We start from the raw sequence: 24193 nt of genomic DNA on the forward strand, positions 1-24193 counted from the left end.
TTTCGTTAACTTATCTGATATTTACTATGGTTTGTTTGTTTAAGCTTCGTTATGTAAAACTCCTAATCAGAAAGTCTCTTCAGGAAAAATTCCCGATTTTCTAAAAGAATAAACTATAATAAATCAAACATAATAGAGAGTAACAAAGCGACATCAAGCACTCGCAAAAAAACGATGGGTTACGCCAGGCAGTGGAGCAGGATAAAATCCTTGCGCTGGTGCAATTCCAGCTAACCCAACCAAAAAACCAACACTTATATTTCGAGGAGGAAATCACATGAACAACCAATCATCTAGCAGAAGCAATTCCTCAAACCAATTATTAGTACCAGGAGTATCACAAGCACTTGATCAAATGAAGTACGAAATCGCTACTGAATTTGGTGTAAACCTTGGTGCAGAAACAACTTCTCGCGCTAACGGATCTGTTGGAGGAGAAATCACAAAACGCCTTGTACAAATGGCTGAACAACAACTTGGCGGCGGTTCTTTCTAATAAAGCAAGATAACAATTGAATAAATATGGCTTTGGCCCTCCTTTCTTAAAGGAGGGCCATTTAATAGTTAGATCATTTTTTCGGGTACTACCCAATTCTCATATTGTTCTTCAGTAATATAGCCAGTTTTTAATGCTGCTTCTTTCAATGTTGAATTTTCTCTAAATGCGAGTTTTGCTATTTCCGCTGCTTTTTCATAGCCAATATGCGGATTAAGTGCTGTTACAAGCATTAGTGACCTTTCAACATGCCCTTTAATCACTTCTTTATTAGCTTCCAGTCCCATCATGCAATTTTCATTGAAAGAGGCCATTCCATCTGCAAGAATTCTGATGCTTTGAAGAAGATTATAAATTATAACAGGCTTGAACACATTCAATTCGAAATTCCCCTGACTGGCAGCAAATCCAATCGACGCATCATTTCCAAAGACCTGGCAAACCACCATCGTAAGGGCTTCACTCTGTGTCGGATTTACTTTGCCTGGCATGATTGAACTGCCAGGTTCATTTGCTGGTATCGATAATTCCCCAATTCCGCTGCGCGGCCCGCTTGCGAGCCAGCGGACATCATTCGCGATTTTCATTAAATCTGCTGCAAGCCCCTTCAATGTGCCATGAACATGGACAATTTCATTATGGCTGGTCAGAGCCTGAAATTTATTTTCAGAAGAGCGGAATGAATAGCCTGTAAGTCTGGATATTTCGTTTGCCATTTCAGATCCAAATGACTTATCTGCATTAATGCCTGTACCGACTGCAGTACCGCCAATGGCTAAGTCAAGCAGGTAATGCTTTGCATCCATCAGCATTTTTTCGTTCTTTTCAAGCATGGCACGCCAGCCGCTGATCTCCTGGCCCAATGTAAGAGGAGTTGCATCCTGTAAATGAGTCCTTCCTATTTTCACGATTGTATTAAAGGCTTCCTCTTTCAATTTGACTGTCTTTATTAATTCCTTTAAGGATGGAAGCAGTTTTTCCTCCACCTCGGTATAAGCTGCGATATGCATGGCAGTCGGAAATGTATCATTCGAGCTTTGAGACATATTGACATCATCATTTGGATGAACTTTAATTTCTTGCTGACCCTTCTTGCCCAGCAATTCGTTTGCTTTTTTCGCGACAACCTCATTTACATTCATATTTGATTGTGTGCCACTCCCTGTCTGCCAGACAGCCAGCGGAAAATGAGAGTCAAATTTATGATCAAGAACTTCATCACAGGCCCTTGTGATGGCATCCTTTTTATCATCAGACAGTTTCCCAAGTTTATTGTTGACCACTGCAGCTGAACGCTTTACCTTAGCAAAAGCATAAATCACTTCCATCGGCATTTTTTCAATGCCGATTTTAAAATTATCCTTGCTCCGCTGCGTCTGGGCTCCCCAATATTTATCCGCAGGCACCTTCACTTCGCCAAGTGTATCCTTTTCAATTCTGAAATCAGCCAAATTTCATACCTCCTTAAATTAACACTATGATTCATATTTATTCTTTTCCCTTATTTCCAAACTTTAATGATAAAAATTGGAATAAAAAAACTGCCGGGCGGTAAAGCCGGCAGCTATGCTTTCACAATAGTATATCCTATGAAGTATCCAAGTACCATAATACTTGCAATCACCAAAGTAATAGAAAGTTCCTCCATATGAATCTCCTCCAGATATGTTTGATAATATCAAAGTACCATGAAATGACTGATCAGAAATTTTTTGCCCAGTACTATTTTGTGTCTGAAAAGTGAAATTTTATTGAACAAAATGTTTGTATAAATTACTTGGAATGCGATTTGCGGATAAATCCAAATTCTCTCGGATATGCTCATCATATCAAGGTAGCCTCAAAACAAAAAAGAAAGCGCCATCCGGCGCTTTCCTGCTATCCAGCAAGTGTTGATCCTTGCTGGAGCTGATACATTTGATAATATTTACCCTTTTGCTCCATTAATTCAGCATGGTTGCCTTTTTCAACTATTCTACCTCTATCCAGAACGAGGATTTGATCAGCATTTCGGATTGTCGATAGACGATGGGCGATAATAAATGTGGTTCTCCCTTTTTCAGCACATCCATGGCTTCCTGGATAATCAATTCTGTCTCAGTATCGATGCTTGATGTTGCTTCATCGAGTATCAGGATGGCCGGGTCAAAAGCAAGGGCACGCGCAAAGGAAATGAGCTGCCTCTGCCCGCTGGAGAGCGTGCTTCCCTTCTCGATAACCGGCTCATCGAAACCTTTTTCAAGATGCTGAAAAATCTTATCTGCTCCCACATCCTTTAGAGCCTTCTCCACTTTGTCTCGCGTTATTTCTGGGTCATCAAGACTGACATTGGAAGCAATAGTTCCTGTGAACAAAAAAGGATCCTGCAGGACGATGCCCATATGTTTGCGGAGCTCCTGCCTTGGAATCTGTTTTATATCCATTCCGTCGATCATAATTTTGCCTTCCTGGCAATCATAAAAACGGAAGAGAAGATTCATGATTGAACTTTTCCCTGATCCGGTATGGCCTACCAGAGCAACTGTCTCTCCGTGGTTTGCTTCAAAATTTAGATCCTTCAGCACATATTCCTTCTCTTTATAGCCAAAGTGCACATGATCGAATGTCACATCCCCTTTATAGCGGGATATTATATTATCACTAATATCAATGCCCTTTTCATCAAGCAATTTGAACACTCTTTCACCGGCAACAAGTGCCTGCTCCAGATTGGCCAATTGATTAACAATACCCTGCACCGGCTGAAACAGGCGGTTAATGTAGTCTACAAATGCATAAAGCATCCCGAGTGAAATGACAGATAATGCATTTAGCGACTCTCCCCCAAAATACCAGATAAATGCAACAAAGACCACGTTTCTCAGCACTGCCACCAGATTATGTGAGGTCAGTGAATTGAGGCTCAAAAGTTTATTCTGGAAGGTAAAATGCTCTATATTCAGCTTTTCAAAATCCTTTTGTGTATCTTTTTCGCGGCCAAACGCCTGGATAATGTTCATTCCCTGTATCGATTCGTTCACCATGCCATTGATATCACTCACCCTGGAACGGATTACATGATTGTATTTCGATGCATACTTACGGTACACAATCGCCCAAACATATAAAATCGGGAGCAGGATTAAACAGATTGCAGCAAGCTTGGCATCTAAAATAAATAAAGCGATATAAATACCTGAAATATATATGGCACTTGTAAAAAAGGTTGCCAGTACTGTCACATAAAGCTCACGTATGGCTTCTGTATCATTAGTTATTCGGGCAACCACCTTGCCTGCCGGCAGAGTGTCAAAGTAACTGATTGGCAGTCTTTGAATCTGCCCAAAGACATCCTCTCTCATTTGCTGAATGATCCTATTTGCCGACTTTTGCAGAAAAAACCGCTGACCGTACTGAAAAAAGCAGCGATGACCAGCAATCCAAAGTAAAAGGCCAAAAGCTGAACGATCTTAGGAATCTCAGGTGAATAAAAAAGCATCAGTTCTTCACCAGTCAAAGCCTTCCCTTCATATGTTTCGGTTTGGCCGCTTTTTTCTATAAGCAGTTTGCCGTCTTTATAGGTTCGTTCTCCATCAAAAGCAATGTCACCCCTGATAAAGACGAATTGGCTTCCTGCCTGCAGGATGCGGGCCTGATCTATTTTCTGCTCACCCTGATCAAGGTTTTTCTCTTTTTTATAAAAATGACCAGCGTATTCTACGGCACCTTCTCCGCCCTCTGTCTGATACCAGACTGATTCTATGCCAAGAATATGGTCATCGATCATTTTCTTGGCTATGAAAGGCCCCGCCAGGTCTGCCGCTACAGCTATCGTAAGCATCAGCAGTGCCGCAATAATCGTTTTTTTATAATGAAGTGCATACCGGATTAAACGCTTCCCAGTGGTCATGAAATCACCTCCTCTTCCTCAGAGACTTGTGTTTGCTGCCTCAAAAATTGTTCCTTGTACCATCCATCTGCAGCCATTAAGTCCTCATGAGTGCCTTCTTCTGAAATTCCTCCTTCATCAAGGACGATAATATGATCAGCGTGCTGGACGGCTGACATCCTGTGGGTTGTAATTATTGTCGTTTTACCCTTGCGGTCAGTCCGGATATTATCAATGATCTTTTTTTCCGTTTTGGCATCAACGGCTGAAAGTGAGTCATCAAGGATCAGAATTTCCGGATCCTTCACTAGTGCACGAGCAATGGAAATCCGCTGTTTTTGTCCTCCTGATAAGGCCACTCCCTTTTCACCGACCAGTGTTTCAAGCCCTTCAGGCAGCAGTTCAAGGTCTTTGCGGAAAGCTGCCAAATCAATTGCCTTTTGCATATCTTCTACAGTCGCGTCCTCTTTTCCAAAAAGGATGTTTTCCCGGACAGTTCTGGAGAAAAGAACATGATCCTGTGGAACGTAACCGATCCATCCCCTCGTTCTTTCAAGCTCCTGTTCTTCAATTGGAACATCAGCAATTGCAAGCATCCCGGTGCCTGATGGGTATTCTCTTAATAGCTGCTTTATGAAAGTGGTCTTCCCGCTTCCTGTTTTCCCTACAATCCCCAGCGTTTCCCCGCGCTCGATATGCAGCTTAATCCCTTTGAGGTTAGCCGTTTTTGAAGAAGGATATTGGAAATGAACATCCTTAAAGGTTACACTGGCAGGCGTTTCAACGATATACGGGGATTCAGGATTCTTAATATCCTGCTTAGCGGACAATGTTTCCTGTACCCGATCAAGCGATGCATTTCCTCTTTGCATAACATTAATTAATTCTCCGATAGCGAACATTGGCCAAATCAGCATGCCTAAATACACATTAAATGACACGAGCTGGCCAAGGGTGATGGCTTGATGGAAAACAAGATAAGCACCATACCCCAGTCCTATAAGATAGCTTAAGCCCACAATCACCTTTATGGTTGGCTCAAAAAGAGAATCAATTTTAGCCACTTCAATATTTTTGTTGTAAACATCTTCAGTGAGTTCATGGAAACGCTGCTGATCTGCTCTTTCCTGCACATAAGCGCGCACCACCCTGACTCCCGAAACAGATTCAAGAACCCGGTCATTGAGTTCTCCGAAGGCATCCTGAGCACTCATAAACCGTGTATGAATCTTCTTCCCGTAAATCTTTATCAGATAAGCCATGATAGGCAGAGGCAATATTGCAGCAAAGGTTAGTTTCCAGCTAACCAGAAATCCCATTGTAAATAATATCGTCAGCATAAATACGCTGGAATCCACCAGTGTCAATATTCCAAATCCGGCTGTAACTGATATAGCTTTTAAATCATTTGTAGCCCTGGCCATTAAATCACCGGTCCGGTTTTTCTCAAAAAATGTTGGGGTCATTTTCAATAGGTGTCCCATAAACTGTGAACGCAGTTTTCTTTCTACCAAAAATGCCCCTCCGAAGAGCTGATACATCCAAATATACGTAATTCCATAGGAAACAATTGTGATAATCGCCAATAAACCAAGGTACTCCATGATTTTAGCACTGCTCATTTCACCCAGATGAATGTCATCAATTGCCATTCCTACAAGCCTTGGAGGCATTACATCAAGGATTCCGACAATGATTAGCAGAGTAATAGCAATTGTGTACCTCTTCCAGTTTTCTTTAAAAAACCAGCTTAATTTTCCTAAAATCGAAAACAACGATCTCTCCCCTTTCCCGCATGAAGCTCAAGTTTTAATCAAGAGCTTTCATACATAAACAGCAGCAAATTTCATAACTAGCCTCCATCCAGATCCTCCGGCAAAATTGTCTTTCTCATTCTTAAAGCATTCATAAAATTATCCTCCTATCCTTGTATTGCTGCCGAAACAGCCGCTTATAAAAGCGTACATATATGGATACAGGCTAAGCCTGCAACTCCTACTTTCAACTTTATATAATTGGACAAAAAAAGACATACCGCGGCATGCGATATGTCTTAATAGACAAAAGAGCACACGTTACAAAATGTAACCTGTGCTCCTTCAAAATGTGCAGGCAGATCCTGTTTACATTTTTATATGCTTTAAAGGATAGGTTACAGATTTTCTTTTTTGAATTGTTTTTTGATGATGATGAATTAAGATCATTTTGTAACCCTCCTTTTCATTTTTTTCCATATTGGTAAGATTATCACCGCTCTCACCAAAAGTCAATCAGCCTTTTTCCTATTCTTGAAAATTTTCTGTCATTAACTCATTTAAAAAATTTAAAACCCCGAGAACTGTCTGGCTCCACAAGGAATGCTTCGACAGCTTAATCATCGCACGACTAAAAGCGCTAGCTTTTAGGAGGAGCGCATCCCCCTCGAGGTCACAAGCTTGTCTTGTTGCGGCTCCTATGGACTCGGGGTCATAAACCGTTTCCTTTCAGAAGGAAGTACGCCTTCTTACAGGAACCGTCTTATGCCTGTCGTCCATGGGCCTTGCCGGGGGGCTCGTCTTGTGCTTGAGGCCCATAGGATGTGGGTCATGCAGACGTTGCCGCAGGACGTAGCGTTCTTAGTCTGCATTCCTTTTGTGGACAAGGCGCTTCCGCTTTCTTATGATGCCAATCTTCTTTTCTGCCTCCTGATGAAATCGATGGTTATCTGGTTAAAGGCATCAGGTTTATCAATATTGCATACATGTCCTGCACCTGTAATGACTTTGACTGTAGCTGTTTTTGCTTTCTGGGCAATGCTTCTTACAGACTTAATAAACAAATGGTCTTCCTGCCCCATGATGAAAAGGGTAGGGATGTGGGATATGCTTGACTGGATTTTTCCAAGGTAAGGATTGACTGACTTTGTTAAGGACAGCCAGTTGATAAATTCCTTTTGGCACATTTTTGCTGCCTGTCTTACGAAGGCATGTCTTGATTCAAGATGATTTCTTTTTGGCATGATAATCCAGGCAAACAGCTGATAAAGAAGCATATACGGCAGCATATACTTAGTTAAATTGGCAATGGCTATCAAAAATCTTGTACGCCAGTTCAATTCTGTTATCGCTCCGCCCAAAATCATGGAAGCCACTCTTTCCGGATGATCCTGCGCAATTGTCTGAATCACTATTGTTCCCAGCGAGATCCCTACGAAGTGAGACTCGGGGATATGGAGATGATCAAGCACCTCAACTATTTCCAGAGATACTTCCGAAAAATGATCTCCTTCTTCCCATGTGCCTCTTCCAGATTGACCATGTCCCCGCAAATCTACCAGCAGAACATTGAAATGCTTTTTATACTCTCTCATTTGTTTATACCAAATTGCAGAGCTGCCCCCTGCACCATGAACAAAGGTAACCCATGGCAATGATTCATCTTTTACATACGTACGGTAATATAGCATATAAACTCCAATCTACATTCAAATGTCATTTTCATAGTGTTGTTTTTAAAGGCTATTTTCTTAGAGATTGTCTTTTTGCCTATGAACTCAGCCCATTGATTTCGACTGCGGGCAGTTGCTTTCCGCGGAGGAAAAGAGCTCCTCCCTCTTCTCCCGCAGGACATTGAATAAGCTTCCTCGAGTGAACACCGCACGAAGAAAATGCGATAGCATTTTCGAGGAGTCAAGTGCCCTCCATTCCAATCAACTCAGAAAATTAAACTAACTTATATAAACAAAAATAGCCTTATTAAAAGAAGTTTCACTCTATTGTAAAGGATTTCAATGTAAATTGCTTTTAAAATCATATAAAATTCACTAGTTTCTTTTTAAGTATTTTCTGCCAAATATTCACCTGCAAATCTTTCCCTATTTTTCACAAAAGAAAACCAGTCCTATCTATCAAAATAAAAAAAACCAGCTAAAGTGTCAGCTGGTGTTCCTCCTGTTATTCTTCAATTATAGCTGCGGTTCCGTATGCAATGATCTCTGCAGCATTTTGCATAACAGCTGATGTCTGCAGCCGCATTCCAATGATTGCATTGGCCCCTTTAGCTTTTGCATCCTCAACCATTCTGCCTATTGCCTTCTGTCTTGCTTCATCCATCATTTCAGTATATTCGCCAATTTCTCCGCCTACAATTGTTTTCAATCCTGCTAGAATATCTTTTCCAATATGTTTTGTCTGTACTGTACTCCCTCTTACAAAGCCTTTAATTTCTTTAATCTCTTTCCCAGGTACCGCATCAGTAGTCACGATAATCATTTTGCTCTTCCTCCTCTTTTTCTTTTTTCTTTCTGCAATCAATACAATAAATATCGCAAAAATCATTAAAGTATATAAGATATAAAACATAATCGCTGCCTTAATATTGATAAACAGCATGGCGATTCCAAGCAGCTGGCCTCCTGTGGCTGTAAGCAGCAGCATCTGTTTTAACTTTTTCATCCTTCATCCCTCAATTAGTCTTTTTTCTGCCAAATCTTTCTGACGAAAATCAAGTAAAACAGCGTAGGCATTGGCGCCTGAATTAAACCGATAATACCCCATAGCCAATAATTGTGGCCATGCTTTCTTGCATCCAGGAATAGGAAGGTACTCTGTGCAATTAAGATGATCCCCACAACAATCAGCAAAGGGAGGGAAATTTCTTCGCTGCTCATGTGCCATTCACCTGCTTAACAAAGCTGACTGTACTATAAGCCATAATAAAAACAGTGACAATTCCCTGCAGAATAAAAAATACAGCTGGAATCTGATACAGCATGAATAATAAAGAAGTTACAATGAGGAGTGCTGCAACAGTGAAGATAGCTAAGTCCCTGATCAATTTCCTTTTCATCGACTGTTTTTGCTCTGCAACTAAGTTTTCAAAAAATTGCAGATCAGGTGTATATACCGGGACATTTTCTTCCAGCGATTCCAATCCGTCTTCTATCTTCTTTACAGCAGCCAGAAAATTCTCATCTTGATGATCGTGATCGAGCTGCAGTAATTTCCTGTTCGTCATGAAGCTTCAACTCCTCTCTTACAGACATGATCCCATTGTGCACTCTTGACTTGACGGTGCCTGAAGATATCTTCATCATTTCTCCTATTTCCTCATATGAGTAGCCATAATAATGTTTAAGTACGATAGGTATCCTTATCTCGTCTTTTAATTTTCCCAATGCCGATAAGGCATCATTCCATTCTTCATTTCGGCTTTCAAGGTGCCATTTCATGCGTCTGGATACTTCTTCCTCTGCTTTCCAGTTCCTCTCTCTTTTCGACTTTCGCTTCTGATCAATATACAAATTCGTCGCAATGGAAATCAGCCAGGAAGAAAATTTCGCCTTGCCATTGAACAGGCCGATTTTCTCAACACATTTGGCCATTGTTTCCTGGGCAAGCTCTTCAGCTGCATCGGGATTCATAGTGATTTTGATTAAGTATTTAACCAGAAAGGGATAGTTATTTTTAAAAAGCATGGCAAAAGCGAGCTGATCTCCTCGTTTGGCGCTTATTATAAGGTCTTTCTCCTCCATCAGCTTCTTTCCTCTCTTCCCTATCATCCCATTGTTACCTATTTATTTCACTCATAAGACGTTCAAGAGATGAAATCGTTCATATTTTATTTTAAAATTTTTTTCATACATAAAAAGCCCCTATAATAGGGACTTTTAGTCTTTTATTACATTATACTGCACCAGTCTGTTTCAAAGAATGTGCTTCACTGCTTTTTTCTGACTTTTTCGTCAATCCCGGAAGGATAAGGCTGTAAAAAACACCAACAAGTGCTAAACAGCCCCCTACCATCCAATAAAGCATTTCTACTTTGAGGAGTCCAGGAAAGCTGACAGCAATAAATCCGAGTGTTAAGGATTGGGAAAGCATCATCAGCGGGCTTATCCATCCCTGTACTCTACCCATCATCTTCGGATCAACAATGCTTGGCATCCAGCCGCCAATGGCAATGTTCACTAAAGACAGGCCAAATGCTGCAGCAAATAATAAAGAAAGGAAAATGATCGTATTTTCAGCAAAAGAGGCAGCAATGATGAAACTTCCTGAAAACAATAATCCGGCAATGATCAGCTGATAAAGTTTGAATTTTTGAGCAAGCAAAGAGGCAGCAAAGCTGCCAATCAGAATGCCAATCCCAAAGGTTATTCCAAGCAGGACTGAGTATTCCTCATAGGCGTGCGGCTCCAGCTTATATTTCAGCATAAAAATTGGCATTATGGAAAACCCGCCGTTTACCACTCCGAAAACGAAGAAACCAACAAGCAAAGCAGATAATAACCTGTGATTTAGAATATATTTCATTCCAAGATTAAAGTCCTTGAAGACAAGCGCTATATTTAAGTCTTTAAGCTTATGGCCGCCATTCGGCAGGCGGACTTCTTCGGGGATATGGCATGATCTTATTAATATTGCACTGATGATAAAGGTAAGAGCATCAGTCATAATTGCGCCGTATACTCCCACTGTCCAGTATACAAAAATGCCTAGACCATTTCCGAACAGCATGAAAAGACTCATCACAACCTGATTTAGGCCCGCAGCAGTGGTATAATCTTCACTTTTCAATATTCCTTGAATCATTGCATGCTCAGCGGGAAAAAGAATTTCTGGATTGCACTCCTCAGGAACAATACTGCAAATACCAGCGGCATCCAGCCAATGAGAACAGTCAGCAAAAGTACAATTGATAATAATGAGCTGATCCAGTCACAATAATAAGCAATTTTCTGGCGATCCATCCTATCCGCAAACACTCCAACTAAAAAAACACCGCCAGAGTCGGAACGGAGAACATCAATTCAGTTAATGTAGCATAAAAAGGCTGTTCCGAGAAACGGTCAAGCAAATAAAACATGAATGCTGTTAAACCAATTGTACTGCCCATCTGAGAAGTAAAGTTAGCGAAAAACAATTTCACATAATTGGCATTTTGAAAGATTTCTTTGAATTTTTTCATCCCTTTTACCTCAGTTTCCCGGTTTATATCTCCAGTTTAATTAGTGACAAACAATTGATTAAGCGGCTTTTGATGGTTTTTATCTCCTGCTGGAGACTGATAGTGCCTCACCCCTGATATCATTAGCGACTTAAAAAGGTAATTATTCACACTTTGAATCAGGGTGGTTTACGGTTCAGATTACATGGGTAAATCCCTAGTACATCCACATCATTAATATCATTAATCGATTAATATATAAAATACTTTTTGAAAAGGAGATTTTTAAAATGAAAGAAATAATTTCTACCAATGTTTTAGTCCAAAATAGGTTCACAATGAAGAAAATGCTTGAAATTTATCAAGTAGCAAAACAATTTGAAGGCACTACATACCTCTACAGCAAACACAAAGCTGTGGATGCCTCAAACCTGTCTAAATTAGTGTCTTTCCTATTAACAGTGAAGCCGCAAACGACCCTAAAAATCATTGTTGAAGGAAATGAAGTTCAGAAGCATCTGGAAGAAATCAAAGAAATGTGCAGCAACCATGTTTCAGTTCTTCGCATGTCAGAAAAACGCTTAATCAATTCAGCTGAAACATTTCAGCTATAAGTGACCATTTTATTGCATAGTGATTGGAGTGAAGATAGATGATACGTACAATTTTTATGGTAGTTGGAGCAATTGTGGTAATTGGCGCGATAATCAGCTGGTTATTCTAAATAATTTCTATTAAAAAAAGGCCATTCGGCCTTTTTTTAATTATAAGCTATGATAATTGGCTGAGAAAAACCAGATTCTTCATGGTGAAGCCATTTAAACTGACGGAATCCAGCTTCCAGCAGCAGCTTTTTTAGGCCTTCCTTTTATAGACTCTATACTGGGAATATTATATCTATTTTAGCTGAAGCTAAAGTCTGGGTCCCAATAATGGAAAACAAACCAATATAGAAGAGGATTTTTTTATGCCTTCTTCCGATAATATAATAGATTATCCAGCACCTCTCCCTGTCTGGCAATGGAACGATCCCAGTCCTCAAAAATCAAGTGACAGGCTTCTGCTAAATCAGCATAAAATTTTTCTGCCATGATAAAAAGAGTACAGTTTTTCACTGTACTCTTTAAATGTATATTGTTAATCATTCTTCTTTATCTTTATCTTTATTTTTATCTTTTTCTTTATCTTTTTCTTTCTCTTTACTCCATTTCTCTTTCCATTTTTCCTTTTCTTTTTCAATTTTTTCTTTTATCTTTTCTGTTTCTTTTCTTATGTTTTTCTCCCATGCTTTTCTTTGCTGCTCCCTTTGCCTCTGTTCCATCAGGCCAGCAATTTGAGGGACATTAAATGATTCTGCTTCCTGGTTCTTCAGGGCTTCTGTCATGATTTCCCGGAATATCGGAGCCGTGCCTTCACTGCTGGAGGTTGTAAGATAGTTTTTTGCATCTGTCATATCATGGCCAACCCATACAGCACCTACCAGCTGTGGTGTATAGCCGACAAACCATTGGTCTTTAACGCCATCTATGCCTTCAATGGTCATTTGTGTACTTCCTGTTTTCCCCGCAACTTCTCTGCCGGGTATTTGGGCAGCCTTACCTGTTCCATGCTGAACTACCCCAAGAAGCATGGTTGTCACTTTATCTGCAACATCCTTTGAAATGACTCTTGTGTTTTCACCTTTCCATTCTGCAACTGTCTCTCCATCTTTATCAACTATTTTTGTAATGGAATGGGCTTCCGGCCTTTCACCGCCATTTGCAAACACAGCATATGCCTGTGCCATGGTTAGGGGTGAAACACCTTCATTTGTACCCCCAAGGGCAAGTGCCAAATTTTGATTGATGGCATCTTCAGGTATGCCAAACCTCTTTGCGGCATCCACCCCTTTTTCCACACCAATCTCATCCAAAAGCCATACAGCAGGAACATTCAAAGAATCCTTGACCGCTTCATACATTGGCACATTTCCCCTGAACTGGCCATTATAATTATTTGGCTCATAATCTTCACCAAATGTCATTCGCTCATCTTTAAGTTCATCAGTAATTTCCCAACCCGCTTCCAGTGCAGCTGCGTATGGTACAATCGGCTTCATTGTCGATCCAGGCTGGCCTACTTTATGGACAGCGCGGTTATGTCCCAGAAGGGTGTGTTCACCTCTTCCCCTGCAAGGGCACGGATTCCGCCATTGTGGGGATCCAGGAGTATGGCTCCGCTTTGCACTGGCTGCTCTCCCGTACCTTTAGGGAATAATTGATCATTTTTGTAGGTTTCTTCTACACTGCCTTGCATATCCTGATCAAGCTCTGTGTATATTTGATAACCGTTGCTAAGAAGATCGTCAAGTGAAATATTATACTTATTAATAGCTTCTTCAAGAACAACATCTACATAGTAAGGGTACTTCCCTTTAAGGGGATCTCCCCGCCGTCTTCAAAAACAAGCTTTTCATTCTTAGCTTTTTCCCATTCTTTTTCTGAAATAAAGCTGTGTTCCTTCATGCGATCAAGCACGAGATTTCTTCTTTCAATTGCTTTATCTTCATTTTGGTAAGGATTTATTGCAGAAGGGGCTTTAACCAGCCCTGCAAGCAGTGCTGCTTCGCTAATTGAGAGATCCTCAACATCCTTTGCATAGTATTTCATTGCTGCACGCTTTATCCCCCAGGCACCTTCTCCAAAATAAACCTGGTTTAAATACATCTGAAGAATTTCGTCTTTGCTGTATTCCTTTTCTATCTCAATCGCAAGGAAGAATTCTTCCAGCTTCCTTTTATATGTTTTCTCTGCAGATAATAAGGCGTTTTTAGTCAGCTGCTGAGTAAGCGTACTGCCACCCTCAACAATTCCGCCAGCCTTCAGGTTTGTAAAAAGGCTCTGCCTATTCCTTTTAAATCGATTCCTCCATGTTCATAAAAACGGTGGTCTTCAATGGCAATAACCGCATTCTTCATATGATCAGGAATTTTATCGATTGAAATGCCTTCATTTTTGTTTGCAGAGATCTTGCTGGCTACTTCCTCATCAGCGTCATAAATGACTGTAGATTGTGCAAGTCCTGCTTCAAGTGCACTTATATCCGCATCCTTGTATGAAAAATATACGAAGCTTAAGAAAGCCAGGACTAATGTGGATGCAAGCAATATGGACACCTGTGTCAGGTGCAGCTTTATCCAAGTTGACTGAAACTTTTTAAAAAAGAAGTTCTCTTTCTCATATTTCCTCCAATATCTCTTGCTGAATATCATTTTGCCCGTATAACGTCAGCCTTAAGGGTATACCGATATCAGCATACCTGCAAAAAATATGTTTTCATATAGTATTTTGTTCCCAGCTAAAAACTATAATTCTCCCAGACATATACATATACCCAAATTATCAAATTTTTTATCATCTTTTGTACATTTTATTTTTAGTCCGTCTGACCCGGAATTTATAATCCAGTTTAAATAGCGACAATCTCCCAAATCCGGCATCAATGAAAAAAAGCAATCGCAGGCCGAATGCTTTTTTGATAAAATGGAATATTTGCAGACGCATAGCATTCCATATGAGTTTGCCTCATTTTTATTAATAGTCTACGAAGCAATATCGTTTTTTATGGGGGTATGCACAAATTTTTCAGGAGCCATTTGATTTACAATGATTGACTTCTAGCAATAAAGGGTATATGACCAATAAGTTTTCTTACCTTAAGAAGGGGTGAACTATTATGTTCTTTGAAAAAATTGTAGTTGGCTATGATGATACAGATGGAAGCAGACAGGCTTTAAATATGGCGATCGAATTGGTTAAGCAGCATCCTGAAGCCCAGCTTCTGATTACACAAGTCTTTGAGGAGACAATTGAAAATGTTCCCATAAGCAATGAGAAAGCAATAGAGCCTGTAAGGACAAATGGCTATCTGCTGGAAGGAATTCAAATACCGCCCCTGCCGGTATATCATGATGAATCCTCTGCCACGACTCACGCAAGAGTGAAACATAGTGTTGACAATACTTTTTTTAATGCAAGGGAAATTCTTGAGCCGTATAACATCAATGTAAAGTTCGATGTTATAGAAGGAAGTCCCGCTGACAGCATATCTGAATATGCCGCTGCCGAAAATGCCGATTTAATTATAGTGGGCAGCTCAGGCAAAGGCGGAATTAAAAAGATGTTCCTTGGGAGCACCAGCTCAAAAATTGCCAAAAATGCACCTTGCCCTGTGCTTATAGCTAAAGATAAGGAAAATCCGCAAATCCCTTAGAACAGGAAAGCAGCCCGGCGGCTGCTTTTTTATATTTAATAGAATACACCTATTATTGAAGGCCTTTATTTTCTGCAGCCAGCTCCTCAAACCGTTCTTTAGAAGATGCTTCATCGAAACTGCTGTAAATTCGAAAATGGTCCTGATCAATAATCCTGTAATGCTGGCTGATGATATTCTGCTGAAGGATCAAACCATTGCTTCTCTTCAATTCCCGCCACCAGAGCTTTCCGCCAAGAGTCTTTTCTTTCCTATAATCGATTCCCTCTCTTGCAATAGTTTCCAGAACTTCAAGGGGTTCGTTTCCAAACAGAAACCGGACTGTTTCCGTTTCCCTGAATAAGGCACAAACAGCCACCACAGTCGACCATCCTGCTTCGGCCCGCCCTTTCTCAATTTGAACCAGGGTCTTCTTTGAAACACCAATAATTTCCGCCATCTTATCTTGTGTATATCCTGCCTCTGTACGGATAAGACGGATCTTATCTGAAACTTTCAGTATAATTTCATCTCTAGTCAATGCAGCTTCATTCCCTTTTCGTTGTTGGTGTAAATTTACACCTGTTTCTATATTATAAAAGAAATAGTGACAATTTTACAAATAAAAAATTGCCTTATTCTTTAAATATATCAATTATCACAAAAAAATGACTGTGCATTTTGTCACAAGTATAGCCATATTCCATAGGGTAAAATTACTGATATTTTCCATTAAATTAACAGAGGATTTTGCTGTAATCTATCGAAATCTATGGGATAACTGTTTTAATGTGAAAAAGTGGAGGGTAAAATGACGATTGAAACAAATAAAGCTATATTGGAACTTCTGCTAACGGAAAAAGAAAACCTTTTAAGTGAATGGAATAAAAAAATACTCATTAATAAAGATGATCCTTTTAAAGATAAAATCAAAGATAATGGCACCGCCATGTTCCAATTGATTATTCAATTTCTGATAAAGGAAGGCGATGAACTTGAAGAATATATTCAAAAGCTTGCCTACTCTGTCGCTGAGCAGCGAGTGAAAGCAGAAATTAATATCGGAGACTTTGTTTATAATGTCAACTTGGGAAGAACAATTTTTCTCGAAATATTGAATCGTTCTGAAATACATTTTCATGAACTGCAGAGCCTGTACGAAAAAATCAGTTATTGCTTCGATAAATTCTTATATCACGCTGTATCCAGATATACGGATGCCAAAGATCAGATTATTAAGGAAAAGACACAATTTATCGATTCCACCCATAAAGATAGATTGACTCTGCTGGGCCAGATGACTTCCAGCTTTATTCATGAGTTCAGAAATCCGCTTACATCTGTACAGGGGTTTATCCAGCTGTTAAAATCCGAAAATCCTACCATGAAATACTTGGATATCATTTCAAATGAACTGGAGCAGCTGAATTTTAGAATTTCACAATTTTTGCTCCTCTCTAAAAAGGAACTGATCGGAAAAGAGAAAATCACTTTCTCTCTAAATGAATTAATAGATGAAGTCCTGATATTTCTCTATCCCAGTATCCTGGATGGAAAGGTTAAGATTCTTCAGGATATGAACGAAGATATATATTTGAATGGCTATGCTGATGAAATCCGTCAAGTATTTATCAATATTATCTTCAATGCCATTGATGTGCTTACTCAGTACCGCAGCGACCCTGTCATTCATATTAAAAGCAAATGGACTCCAGAAGGACACATAAAGCTTGATATTGCCAACAATGGGCCGAGAATTCCAGAGCATCTCGTCAGTTCCATTTTCGAACCATTTGTTACAACCAAAACACTCGGAACAGGGCTCGGTTTATTTGTATGCAGAGAGATAATTGAAAAACATCAAGGGACTCTCACCTGTGATACAGAGTCGGATTGGACCGTTTTCAGCATAACCCTGCCAACTGAAAAACAGACAATAGTCAAAGGCTGACTCCCTATTGAGGAGCAGCTTTTTCATATTCCTGGCTTAAAAGCGTACATGATTTGAACCAAATATATATATTTTTATTTAATTTCAGATTATTATTAATATATTTACAGATTATTGGAGGAGATTATCCTATGTTTTCCTTAAAAGCAGATGAAGATATAGAATTGCAATTGTTCCAGCTTCATCATTCAGAAGAGCTTTTCAACCTGGTGGACAGAAACCGCAATCATTTAAGAGAATGGCTTCCATGGGTAGATAATATGGCTTCACCTGTACAGTATCACTCTATTATTCCAATATGGCTGAAACAGTTTGCCGATAACAACGGCTTTAATGCAGGAATCCGTTATCAGGGAAAACTTGCAGGCTCTATTGGTTTTCACCAGATCGACTGGAATAACAGACAAACCAGCATTGGGTATTACCTTGCAAAGGATTTTGAGGGAAGCGGAATTATGACACGAAGTGTGCAAGCCATGATTAATCATGCTTTCTTTGATTTAAGACTGAACAGAATCGAAATACGGTGCGGGATCAGAAATGGAAAAAGCCGCGCGATACCGGAGAGACTCGGCTTTCGTCACGAAGGAATCATCCGGGATGGAGAGTACCTTTATAATCGATATCACGACCTTGCCGTATATGGACTTCTGGCAAGAGAATGGAATTATTGAAAAGAAAAGCCGATGGCTCCTGGAGCTAGACAGTTATCTACCTTCAGAATTTATACGTTTCACTTTCGAAAAAGCCTGCCTTCAGGCTTTTTTATTATTTACTGGTTACCTTCCTCCTAATTAAGGGTACTTTCTTATTAAAGAAATCCTTTATTCCAGGTTTATTTGTAAAATTCATGAATAAGGGAAAAGTACTTATAATAAAGGAGGTGCCGGCTCCTTACATATCGTGTAAGGATTTTATATGATCACCCTTAACCTATTTTTATTATTTCTCTTAATTGCATTAACTGCTTTTTTTGTTGCATCTGAATTTGCCATTGTTAAAGTCCGGACTTCACGTATTGACCAGCTTATTATGGAGGGAAATGCTAAAGCCCGTTCAGCAAAACAAGTTATAAGCAGTCTGGATGAATACTTATCTGCCTGTCAGCTTGGGATTACGATTACAGCACTGGGCCTCGGCTGGCTTGGTGAACCGACTATTGAGAGGCTGCTCCATCCCCTATTTGAAAGCATTAACTTACAGGCTTCCATAACTCATATCCTCTCTTTTGTTATTGCTTTTTCTGTTGTGACATTTCTTCATGTGGTTATTGGAGAACTGGCGCCAAAAACCTTTGCCATACAAAAAGCAGAGGCAATAACGTTATCTTTTTCAAAACCATTAATAGTATTTTACAGGATTATGTATCCATTTATTTGGATTTTAAATGGTTCAGCAAGAATTATCACAGGGTTATTTGGACTGAAGCCTGTTTCAGAAAGTGAAATGGCCCATTCAGAGGAAGAGCTGCGGATTATCCTATCTGAAAGCTTAAAGAGCGGAGAAATCAATCCATCAGAATATCAGTATGTAGATCGAATTTTTGAGTTTGACAATAGAATTGCTAAAGAGATAATGGTTCCTCGAACCGAGATCGTTACCCTTCCGGAAGATTCATCATTGGCAGAAACCCTGGATCTCATATTGAATGAGCGATACACCAGATATCCTGTTACGGCGGGTGATAAAGATAATATTCTTGGGATTATTAATGTAAAGGAAATCTTAACTGACTGCGTTAGAAAAAATGCGAAGGCAAACACCCTTTACGGCAATATATTAAACCTGTCATCAGAGTGATTGAGACCATTCCCATTCACGATTTGCTCCTGAGAATGCAGAAAGAGCGTTTCCATATGGCCATTCTCCTTGATGAATACGGCGGAACAGCTGGTGTGGTCACAGTTGAAGATATCCTCGAAGAAATTGTGGGTGAAATTCGGGACGAATTCGATGCAGACGAACTTCCGTTTGTTCAAAAGCCAGGAGAAAATCATTATATCCTGGATGCAAAGCTGCTGATTTCAGAAGCAAATGATCTTCTGGGAACATCATTATCTGATGATGATGTAGACACTATCGGAGGCTGGATAATGACGCAGAAGTATGATGCCGCTCAGGGAGACTTTATCGAAGAAGAAGGATTCAGATTTATTATTAAGGAAATGGAGGGGCATCATATTTCCTATATTGAAGTTGTGAAAATATGACCTTCATAGGGAATGACCGGGAGCGCTTTTTGGCTCCTGGTTTTTAAATTGCCTTCCGGCTGCTTATGCTGAAATAGTATGCCTGTCAGAAGCTGCCTTACCTCCAGATTGCATAAGTCAAAATGGTGATCTTTTAGCACTCACAAAAAAATTAATTTTTCCGAATCTTTTTACTTCATATTTAATGCATAATTTCATAAAATAAATGTAACCCTTTTTTCCAAACTACTACGTTTGACTGTATGGTTTGTGCTAACGTATAATTGATTCTAACTATATCTCTTGATGGAAAGCACTTTCATGAGATATAAGTATTCAAAACAGAGGTGATATGATGGGGCTTACTATCGTATCGGCGAATTAGCCAATATTGCTAATGTTTCTAAAAGAACTATAGATTACTACACTAGCATTGGCCTAATAAAAGCGAAACGCTCAAAATCAAATTATCGCATATATTCAGAAGAAGTTTTGTCTGATCTAAGATTTATTGAGGAATGCAAACTGCTGCATCTTCCGCTTGAAGAGATTAAGAGAAAACTAGAAATGAAAACGAAAAGGGAGATTCAGACAGGGGAAGTTGAAAAGCATATTAACGCAGTCACATTGCAGATTAAACAGCTTCATCAGGAAATAGCTGTTCTCATGCCGCTTATTAATACACTGGATGATGAACAAAAACATGGCTTTTCCAAGAAGCTGACTACTGAAAGCACTGCATTGCTCCGTTCCCTTTCCGACTTAACCAGCTGATCCCATTTTTCACAAAATCAGGAGGTGACACCCTGCCCGTTTAGGCGGGATAAGGGGAACTTATTTGGACATATTAAACTTGGTTTTTATAGCCATTTTAATTGCTTTAACGGCTTTTTTCGTTACATCGGAATTTGCCATTGTTAAAATACGAAGTTCCAGGATTGATCAGCTAATTGAAGAAGGTAATAAAAATGCAATTGCTGCGAAGAAAGTCATTTCGAATTTGGATGAATACCTTTCGGCCTGCCAGCTGGGAATTACCATTACAGCCCTCGGCCTTGGCTGGCTGGGTGAACCGACAATTGAACACCTGCTGCGGCCAGTGATCAACAGTTTCGGATTGCCGTCTTCCATTTCGCATGTTATCTCATTCAGCATTGCTTTTGCTTTTATCACCTTCCTGCACGTAGTTGTGGGGGAATTGGCTCCAAAGACTCTGGCAATACAAAAGGCAGAAGCGGTTACATTGTTAACAACACGTCCTTTAATCTGGTTTTACCGGGTTATGTATCCAATTATTTGGGCGCTGAATGGTTCTGCCCGCCTATTGACCAGCATGTTTGGATTAAAGCCTGCTTCTGAACACGAATTGGCACATTCTGAAGAAGAACTTCGCATTATTTTATCAGAAAGCTATGAAAGCGGCGAAATCAACCAATCTGAGTTTAAGTATGTAAATAAAATCTTTGAGTTTGATAACCGTATCGCGAAAGAAATCATGGTTCCGCGTACAGAAATTGTTTCTTTATCAAAAGATGATACACTAGAAGACTTCCTGCAAATCGTTCAGGAAGAGAAATTTACACGCTATCCCATTATAGATGGGGATAAGGATCATATCATTGGCATGGTCAACATAAAAGAAGTCATGACAGATCTCATTATGAACAGGGAATTATCATCAAGCACCCTAGAATCATACATTCGTCCCATTATCAGGGTCATTGACAGCATACCTATCCATGAGCTGCTGCTAAAAATGCAGAAAGAACGGATTCACATGGCCATCTTAATGGATGAGTACGGCGGTACCTCAGGGTTAGTTACTGTTGAGGATATCATTGAAGAAATTGTGGGTGAAATCCGCGATGAATTCGACATGGATGAAGTTCCCATGGTCAGAAAGACGGAAGAAGGCCAATATATCATTGATTCAAAAGTTCTTGTCAGCGAAGTTAATGACTTGCTGGGAACCGGCATTAATGATGAAGATATCGATACCATCGGCGGCTGGATTTTGACAGAAAATTACGAAGCCAAACAAGGCGATATGATCGAATATGAAAATTACCGGTTTAAAATACTTGATATGGAAGAGCATCATATTAAGTATATTGAAGTAACAGCAGTACCAGAAACAGAAGAGCCGGCACCTGCAAAAGAAGTGCCTTTTACTGAAACCGAGGTATTGTCATAAATGGATTAAAGGAACAGCCTGTCAGAGGGCTGTTCCTTTTTTTGCCTTATTGAGAAGATGCTGTTTTCCGTGGAAACTTAATCGTAAATTTAGTCCCTTTCTCTTTTTCACTGCTGACAGCAATCTCCCCGCTGTGCAGCTGAACAAGCTGTTTAACAATGGAAAGCCCAATGCCAAATTCACCAAAGGAATGGTTGGTCCTGGATAAATCCGCTTTATAAAAACGCAGCCAGATAGACTCGATTTCTTGAGGATCGATGCCTATACCCGTGTCCTCTATTTCGATCACTGTTTGATCAGGACCTTCATGTCCTCTTAAAATTATGGAGCCTTGATCGGTGAATTGAATGCTATTCTTTACAATATTAACCAAAATTTGAATTAGCCGGTCATAATCTGCATGAACTGAAACCCCTTCTTCTGCCTCAAGATATATCCTGTTTCCTTTTTCTCCTGCCTGAAATTCCAGCTGTTCCTTAACTATTTCAAATGCTTCCAGAAGATCAATATCCATTTTATTCAGCTGCAGCTGATTGGACCGGATCTTTTCATAATCCAGATTTTCGTTTACCAGACGAATAAGTCTCTTGGCCTCCCTGTCAATCAGGATCATCCCTTTTTCTTTTTCCGCTTCCGGAATAAGTCCTCCTTTAATGCCTTCAGCCAAACCGCTGATGGTGGTCAAAGGAGTCCGCAGCTCATGCGAGACATCAGCAATGAATTTCCTCCTTCTATTCTCCAGTCTTTTAATTTCTTCATTAGATTCCTTCAATCTGGCTGCCATATCGTTAAAGTCTTTAGCCAATTCACCGATTTCATCCATATAGGTGTATGGTACATTCACATCATAGTTCCCGGAAGAGATCATAGAGGCAGCATTCCTAAGATCCGTTATCCTCTTGATAAGATTTTTAGAGAGAACCAGGCTCAACAGGATGGTCGCAGAGAGTGAAATAAAAATGGTATATAATAAAAATCGATTTAATTGGCTGATAATCTCCATCGCTCCAGTTATAGGCGACAGAAGCAAAACTCCGCCAACCATATTGCCCCCCTGCATATAAGGCATGGCAACCAGTGTTACCTCCTGGCCGAAGCGTTCTATATCATGCTTTACAGTTACTTTATTTCCTTTCGAAATTTCAGCCCACTCAGATTTGGTGAGCTGAATCATCGGATCTGATTTAAGCTCCGGATACAAGACCCTCCCTTTATGATCAAAGAGTATGTATTTTATATTCCTTGCATCGAGCAGCTGGCTGTATTCTGTTAAAAATTGTTCATCACCCTCTATCCTGACTGTTAAATCAGTCAGGATCTGTTCGCCATAGGAATCAAGCTCTTCCACTTTATTCTCAAAAATATAACTCTCAACAAACTGGGAGAAAAGAAGGCTTAATAACAGGAATGCCAGAATGAGGATGCTGACATGACTTATCAACAGCTGATAAAAATATTTAACCTTCATTATCTGCTGCCGTTTCATCAAATTTATAGCCAACACCCCATACAGTATGGATAAAAGGCTGCTCTTCCGTGCCTATTTTTTTCCTGAGCCTTTTTATATGTACATCTACCGTTCTTTCATCTCCATAAAACTGATAACCCCATACACTATCAAGCAGCTGCTCTCTTGTAAAAACCTGTTTCGGATGTTTTACAAGATAATACAGCAAGTCAAATTCCTTCGGGGTTAAATTCTTGAGAAGCTGCCCATTATAATAGGCCTCTCTGGATTCTTTGCTGATTTTGAAGTATTCACTGGCAACATAGTGGGGTTCATCCGCTGATCCTGTTTCTGCCTGAAACCTGCGTGTCACCGCTTTGATCCTGGCCATTAGCGTCAGCGGACTGAATGGCTTGGTCACATAATCATCAGCACCCATTTCAAGGCCCAGAACCTGATCGGACTCGCTATCTTTAGCCGTCAGCATAATGATCGGGACCTTGCTCAATTCCCTTATTTTACGGCAGAGAGTCACTCCATCCATAATAGGAAGCATCCAATCGACAATAAGTAAGTCCCATCTTTCTTTATTAAAATGCTCAAACCCCTGCTGCCCATCGTGGACAAAGACACCATGGTACCCTTCTTTCATAAAGAACATTTCCAGCATTGAACAGACACTTTCATTATCTTCCACAACAAGAATTTTCATTTTCTCATCACCGTCCCCGAACAGTCTTCTTTTCTTAATGTAATCGAAATGAGTGTTTTTTTCAATGAATATCTCTGTCCTTAACGTTTTCTTGAAAAAGATAGCCAAATTTATTAATGCTTTCGCTATATCTTGGGAAATGCTATATACGAATTATAATTTTGAAAGGAGTGCAGTGC

18 protein-coding genes and 4 pseudogenes are annotated in these 24193 nt (G+C 39.9%); 8 read left to right on the top strand and 14 right to left on the bottom strand.

Annotated features, from left to right (window positions below):
* Positions 1-277 precede the first annotated feature (277 nt).
* Positions 278-496, top strand: a complete 219-nt coding sequence (locus M5V91_RS15145; protein ID WP_009331467.1) for an alpha/beta-type small acid-soluble spore protein — start codon at positions 278-280, stop codon at positions 494-496.
* A 68-nt stretch (positions 497-564) separates the two neighbouring features.
* Here the strand turns inward: M5V91_RS15145 and fumC are convergent, their stop codons facing one another.
* From fumC to M5V91_RS15190, 9 genes and pseudogenes are all read right to left on the bottom strand, one after another.
* Complete coding sequence (fumC, locus tag M5V91_RS15150) at positions 565-1947, bottom strand: class II fumarate hydratase (RefSeq protein WP_217029802.1); 1383 nt, start codon at positions 1945-1947, stop codon at positions 565-567.
* Positions 1948-2374: 427 nt separating this feature from the next.
* Positions 2375-4385 (bottom strand): annotated as a pseudogene (locus tag M5V91_RS15155) (ABC transporter ATP-binding protein).
* The gene (locus M5V91_RS15160; RefSeq protein ID WP_019381406.1) at positions 4382-6139 is read right to left on the bottom strand and encodes an ABC transporter ATP-binding protein; all 1758 of its coding nucleotides are present in this window, start codon (positions 6137-6139) and stop codon (positions 4382-4384) included. The pseudogene M5V91_RS15155 and the gene M5V91_RS15160 overlap by 4 nt, the downstream one beginning before the upstream one ends.
* An 881-nt stretch (positions 6140-7020) precedes the next feature.
* Complete coding sequence (locus M5V91_RS15165) at positions 7021-7809, bottom strand: alpha/beta fold hydrolase (RefSeq protein ID WP_009331471.1); 789 nt, start codon at positions 7807-7809, stop codon at positions 7021-7023.
* Positions 7810-8296: 487 nt separating this feature from the next.
* Complete coding sequence (locus M5V91_RS15170; RefSeq protein ID WP_019381404.1) at positions 8297-8614, bottom strand: YbjQ family protein; 318 nt, start codon at positions 8612-8614, stop codon at positions 8297-8299.
* 197 nt (positions 8615-8811) lie between these two features.
* Positions 8812-9012: a hypothetical protein gene (locus M5V91_RS15175; protein WP_009331473.1), complete on the bottom strand. Its 201-nt coding sequence runs from the start codon at positions 9010-9012 to the stop codon at positions 8812-8814.
* The gene (locus M5V91_RS15180) at positions 9009-9359 is read right to left on the bottom strand and encodes a YxlC family protein (protein ID WP_071157613.1); all 351 of its coding nucleotides are present in this window, start codon (positions 9357-9359) and stop codon (positions 9009-9011) included. The genes M5V91_RS15175 and M5V91_RS15180 overlap by 4 nt, the downstream gene beginning before the upstream one ends.
* Positions 9313-9903 carry an RNA polymerase sigma factor SigY gene (gene sigY / locus M5V91_RS15185; protein ID WP_019381401.1) on the bottom strand — a complete coding sequence of 197 codons (591 nt, stop codon included), beginning with the start codon at positions 9901-9903 and terminating at the stop codon, positions 9313-9315. The genes M5V91_RS15180 and sigY overlap by 47 nt, the downstream gene beginning before the upstream one ends.
* Positions 9904-10027: 124 nt before the next feature.
* Positions 10028-11312, bottom strand: a pseudogene (locus tag M5V91_RS15190) (MFS transporter).
* Positions 11313-11581: 269 nt separating this feature from the next.
* Between M5V91_RS15190 and M5V91_RS15195 the strand changes: the two are divergent.
* Positions 11582-11905: an HPr family phosphocarrier protein gene (locus M5V91_RS15195; RefSeq protein WP_009331477.1), complete on the top strand. Its 324-nt coding sequence runs from the start codon at positions 11582-11584 to the stop codon at positions 11903-11905.
* 351 nt (positions 11906-12256) lie between these two features.
* Here the strand turns inward: M5V91_RS15195 and M5V91_RS15200 are convergent, their stop codons facing one another.
* A complete protein-coding gene (locus M5V91_RS15200; RefSeq protein ID WP_019381400.1) occupies positions 12257-12436 on the bottom strand; it encodes a hypothetical protein in 180 nt (59 codons plus the stop codon).
* Positions 12433-14510: pseudogene (locus tag M5V91_RS30990) on the bottom strand (transglycosylase domain-containing protein). The gene M5V91_RS15200 and the pseudogene M5V91_RS30990 overlap by 4 nt, the downstream one beginning before the upstream one ends.
* A 495-nt stretch (positions 14511-15005) precedes the next feature.
* Here M5V91_RS30990 and M5V91_RS15210 point away from each other — a divergent pair.
* A complete protein-coding gene (locus M5V91_RS15210; RefSeq protein ID WP_009331480.1) occupies positions 15006-15542 on the top strand; it encodes a universal stress protein in 537 nt (178 codons plus the stop codon).
* A 52-nt stretch (positions 15543-15594) separates the two neighbouring features.
* Here M5V91_RS15210 and M5V91_RS15215 read toward each other — a convergent pair whose 3' ends face one another.
* A complete protein-coding gene (locus tag M5V91_RS15215; RefSeq protein WP_009331481.1) occupies positions 15595-16062 on the bottom strand; it encodes a helix-turn-helix transcriptional regulator in 468 nt (155 codons plus the stop codon).
* 270 nt (positions 16063-16332) lie between these two features.
* On the opposite strand from M5V91_RS15215, the gene M5V91_RS15220 reads away from it, so the two are divergent.
* From M5V91_RS15220 to M5V91_RS15240, 5 genes and pseudogenes are all read left to right on the top strand, one after another.
* Positions 16333-17472 carry a histidine kinase N-terminal domain-containing protein gene (locus M5V91_RS15220; RefSeq protein WP_009331482.1) on the top strand — a complete coding sequence of 380 codons (1140 nt, stop codon included), beginning with the start codon at positions 16333-16335 and terminating at the stop codon, positions 17470-17472.
* A gap of 131 nt (positions 17473-17603) precedes the next feature.
* A complete protein-coding gene (locus M5V91_RS15225; RefSeq protein WP_009331483.1) occupies positions 17604-18146 on the top strand; it encodes a GNAT family N-acetyltransferase in 543 nt (180 codons plus the stop codon).
* Between the two features lie 244 nt (positions 18147-18390).
* Positions 18391-19682 (top strand): annotated as a pseudogene (locus tag M5V91_RS15230) (hemolysin family protein).
* Between the two features lie 351 nt (positions 19683-20033).
* Positions 20034-20435: a MerR family transcriptional regulator gene (locus M5V91_RS15235; protein ID WP_082919370.1), complete on the top strand. Its 402-nt coding sequence runs from the start codon at positions 20034-20036 to the stop codon at positions 20433-20435.
* 64 nt (positions 20436-20499) lie between these two features.
* The gene (locus M5V91_RS15240; RefSeq protein ID WP_009331486.1) at positions 20500-21855 is read left to right on the top strand and encodes a hemolysin family protein; all 1356 of its coding nucleotides are present in this window, start codon (positions 20500-20502) and stop codon (positions 21853-21855) included.
* 46 nt (positions 21856-21901) lie between these two features.
* Here the strand turns inward: M5V91_RS15240 and M5V91_RS15245 are convergent, their stop codons facing one another.
* Together M5V91_RS15245 and M5V91_RS15250 are read right to left on the bottom strand one after the other, a co-directional pair.
* Positions 21902-23323, bottom strand: a complete 1422-nt coding sequence (locus M5V91_RS15245; RefSeq protein ID WP_284521331.1) for a sensor histidine kinase — start codon at positions 23321-23323, stop codon at positions 21902-21904.
* Positions 23313-24014 carry a response regulator transcription factor gene (locus tag M5V91_RS15250; protein ID WP_009331488.1) on the bottom strand — a complete coding sequence of 234 codons (702 nt, stop codon included), beginning with the start codon at positions 24012-24014 and terminating at the stop codon, positions 23313-23315. The genes M5V91_RS15245 and M5V91_RS15250 overlap by 11 nt, the downstream gene beginning before the upstream one ends.
* Positions 24015-24193: the final 179 nt, after the last annotated feature.

Source organism: Cytobacillus pseudoceanisediminis, assembly GCF_023516215.1.
Taxonomy (GTDB): domain Bacteria; phylum Bacillota; class Bacilli; order Bacillales; family Cytobacillaceae; genus Cytobacillus; species Cytobacillus pseudoceanisediminis.

Excerpts from the sequence above, each read along its gene's own strand:
- M5V91_RS15145 (WP_009331467.1), top strand. The coding sequence starts at position 278 with ATGAACAACCAATCATCTAGCAGAAGCAATTCCTCAAACCAATTATTA.
- M5V91_RS15165 (WP_009331471.1), bottom strand. The coding sequence starts at position 7,809 with ATGCTATATTACCGTACGTATGTAAAAGATGAATCATTGCCATGGGTT.
- M5V91_RS15170 (WP_019381404.1), bottom strand. The coding sequence starts at position 8,614 with ATGATTATCGTGACTACTGATGCGGTACCTGGGAAAGAGATTAAAGAA.
- M5V91_RS15175 (WP_009331473.1), bottom strand. The coding sequence starts at position 9,012 with ATGAGCAGCGAAGAAATTTCCCTCCCTTTGCTGATTGTTGTGGGGATC.
- M5V91_RS15180 (WP_071157613.1), bottom strand. The coding sequence starts at position 9,359 with ATGACGAACAGGAAATTACTGCAGCTCGATCACGATCATCAAGATGAG.
- sigY (WP_019381401.1), bottom strand. The coding sequence starts at position 9,903 with ATGATAGGGAAGAGAGGAAAGAAGCTGATGGAGGAGAAAGACCTTATA.
- M5V91_RS15195 (WP_009331477.1), top strand. The coding sequence starts at position 11,582 with ATGAAAGAAATAATTTCTACCAATGTTTTAGTCCAAAATAGGTTCACA.
- M5V91_RS15200 (WP_019381400.1), bottom strand. The coding sequence starts at position 12,436 with ATGATTAACAATATACATTTAAAGAGTACAGTGAAAAACTGTACTCTT.
- M5V91_RS15210 (WP_009331480.1), top strand. The coding sequence starts at position 15,006 with ATGTTCTTTGAAAAAATTGTAGTTGGCTATGATGATACAGATGGAAGC.
- M5V91_RS15220 (WP_009331482.1), top strand. The coding sequence starts at position 16,333 with ATGACGATTGAAACAAATAAAGCTATATTGGAACTTCTGCTAACGGAA.
- M5V91_RS15225 (WP_009331483.1), top strand. The coding sequence starts at position 17,604 with ATGTTTTCCTTAAAAGCAGATGAAGATATAGAATTGCAATTGTTCCAG.
- M5V91_RS15245 (WP_284521331.1), bottom strand. The coding sequence starts at position 23,323 with ATGAAGGTTAAATATTTTTATCAGCTGTTGATAAGTCATGTCAGCATC.
- M5V91_RS15250 (WP_009331488.1), bottom strand. The coding sequence starts at position 24,014 with ATGAAAATTCTTGTTGTGGAAGATAATGAAAGTGTCTGTTCAATGCTG.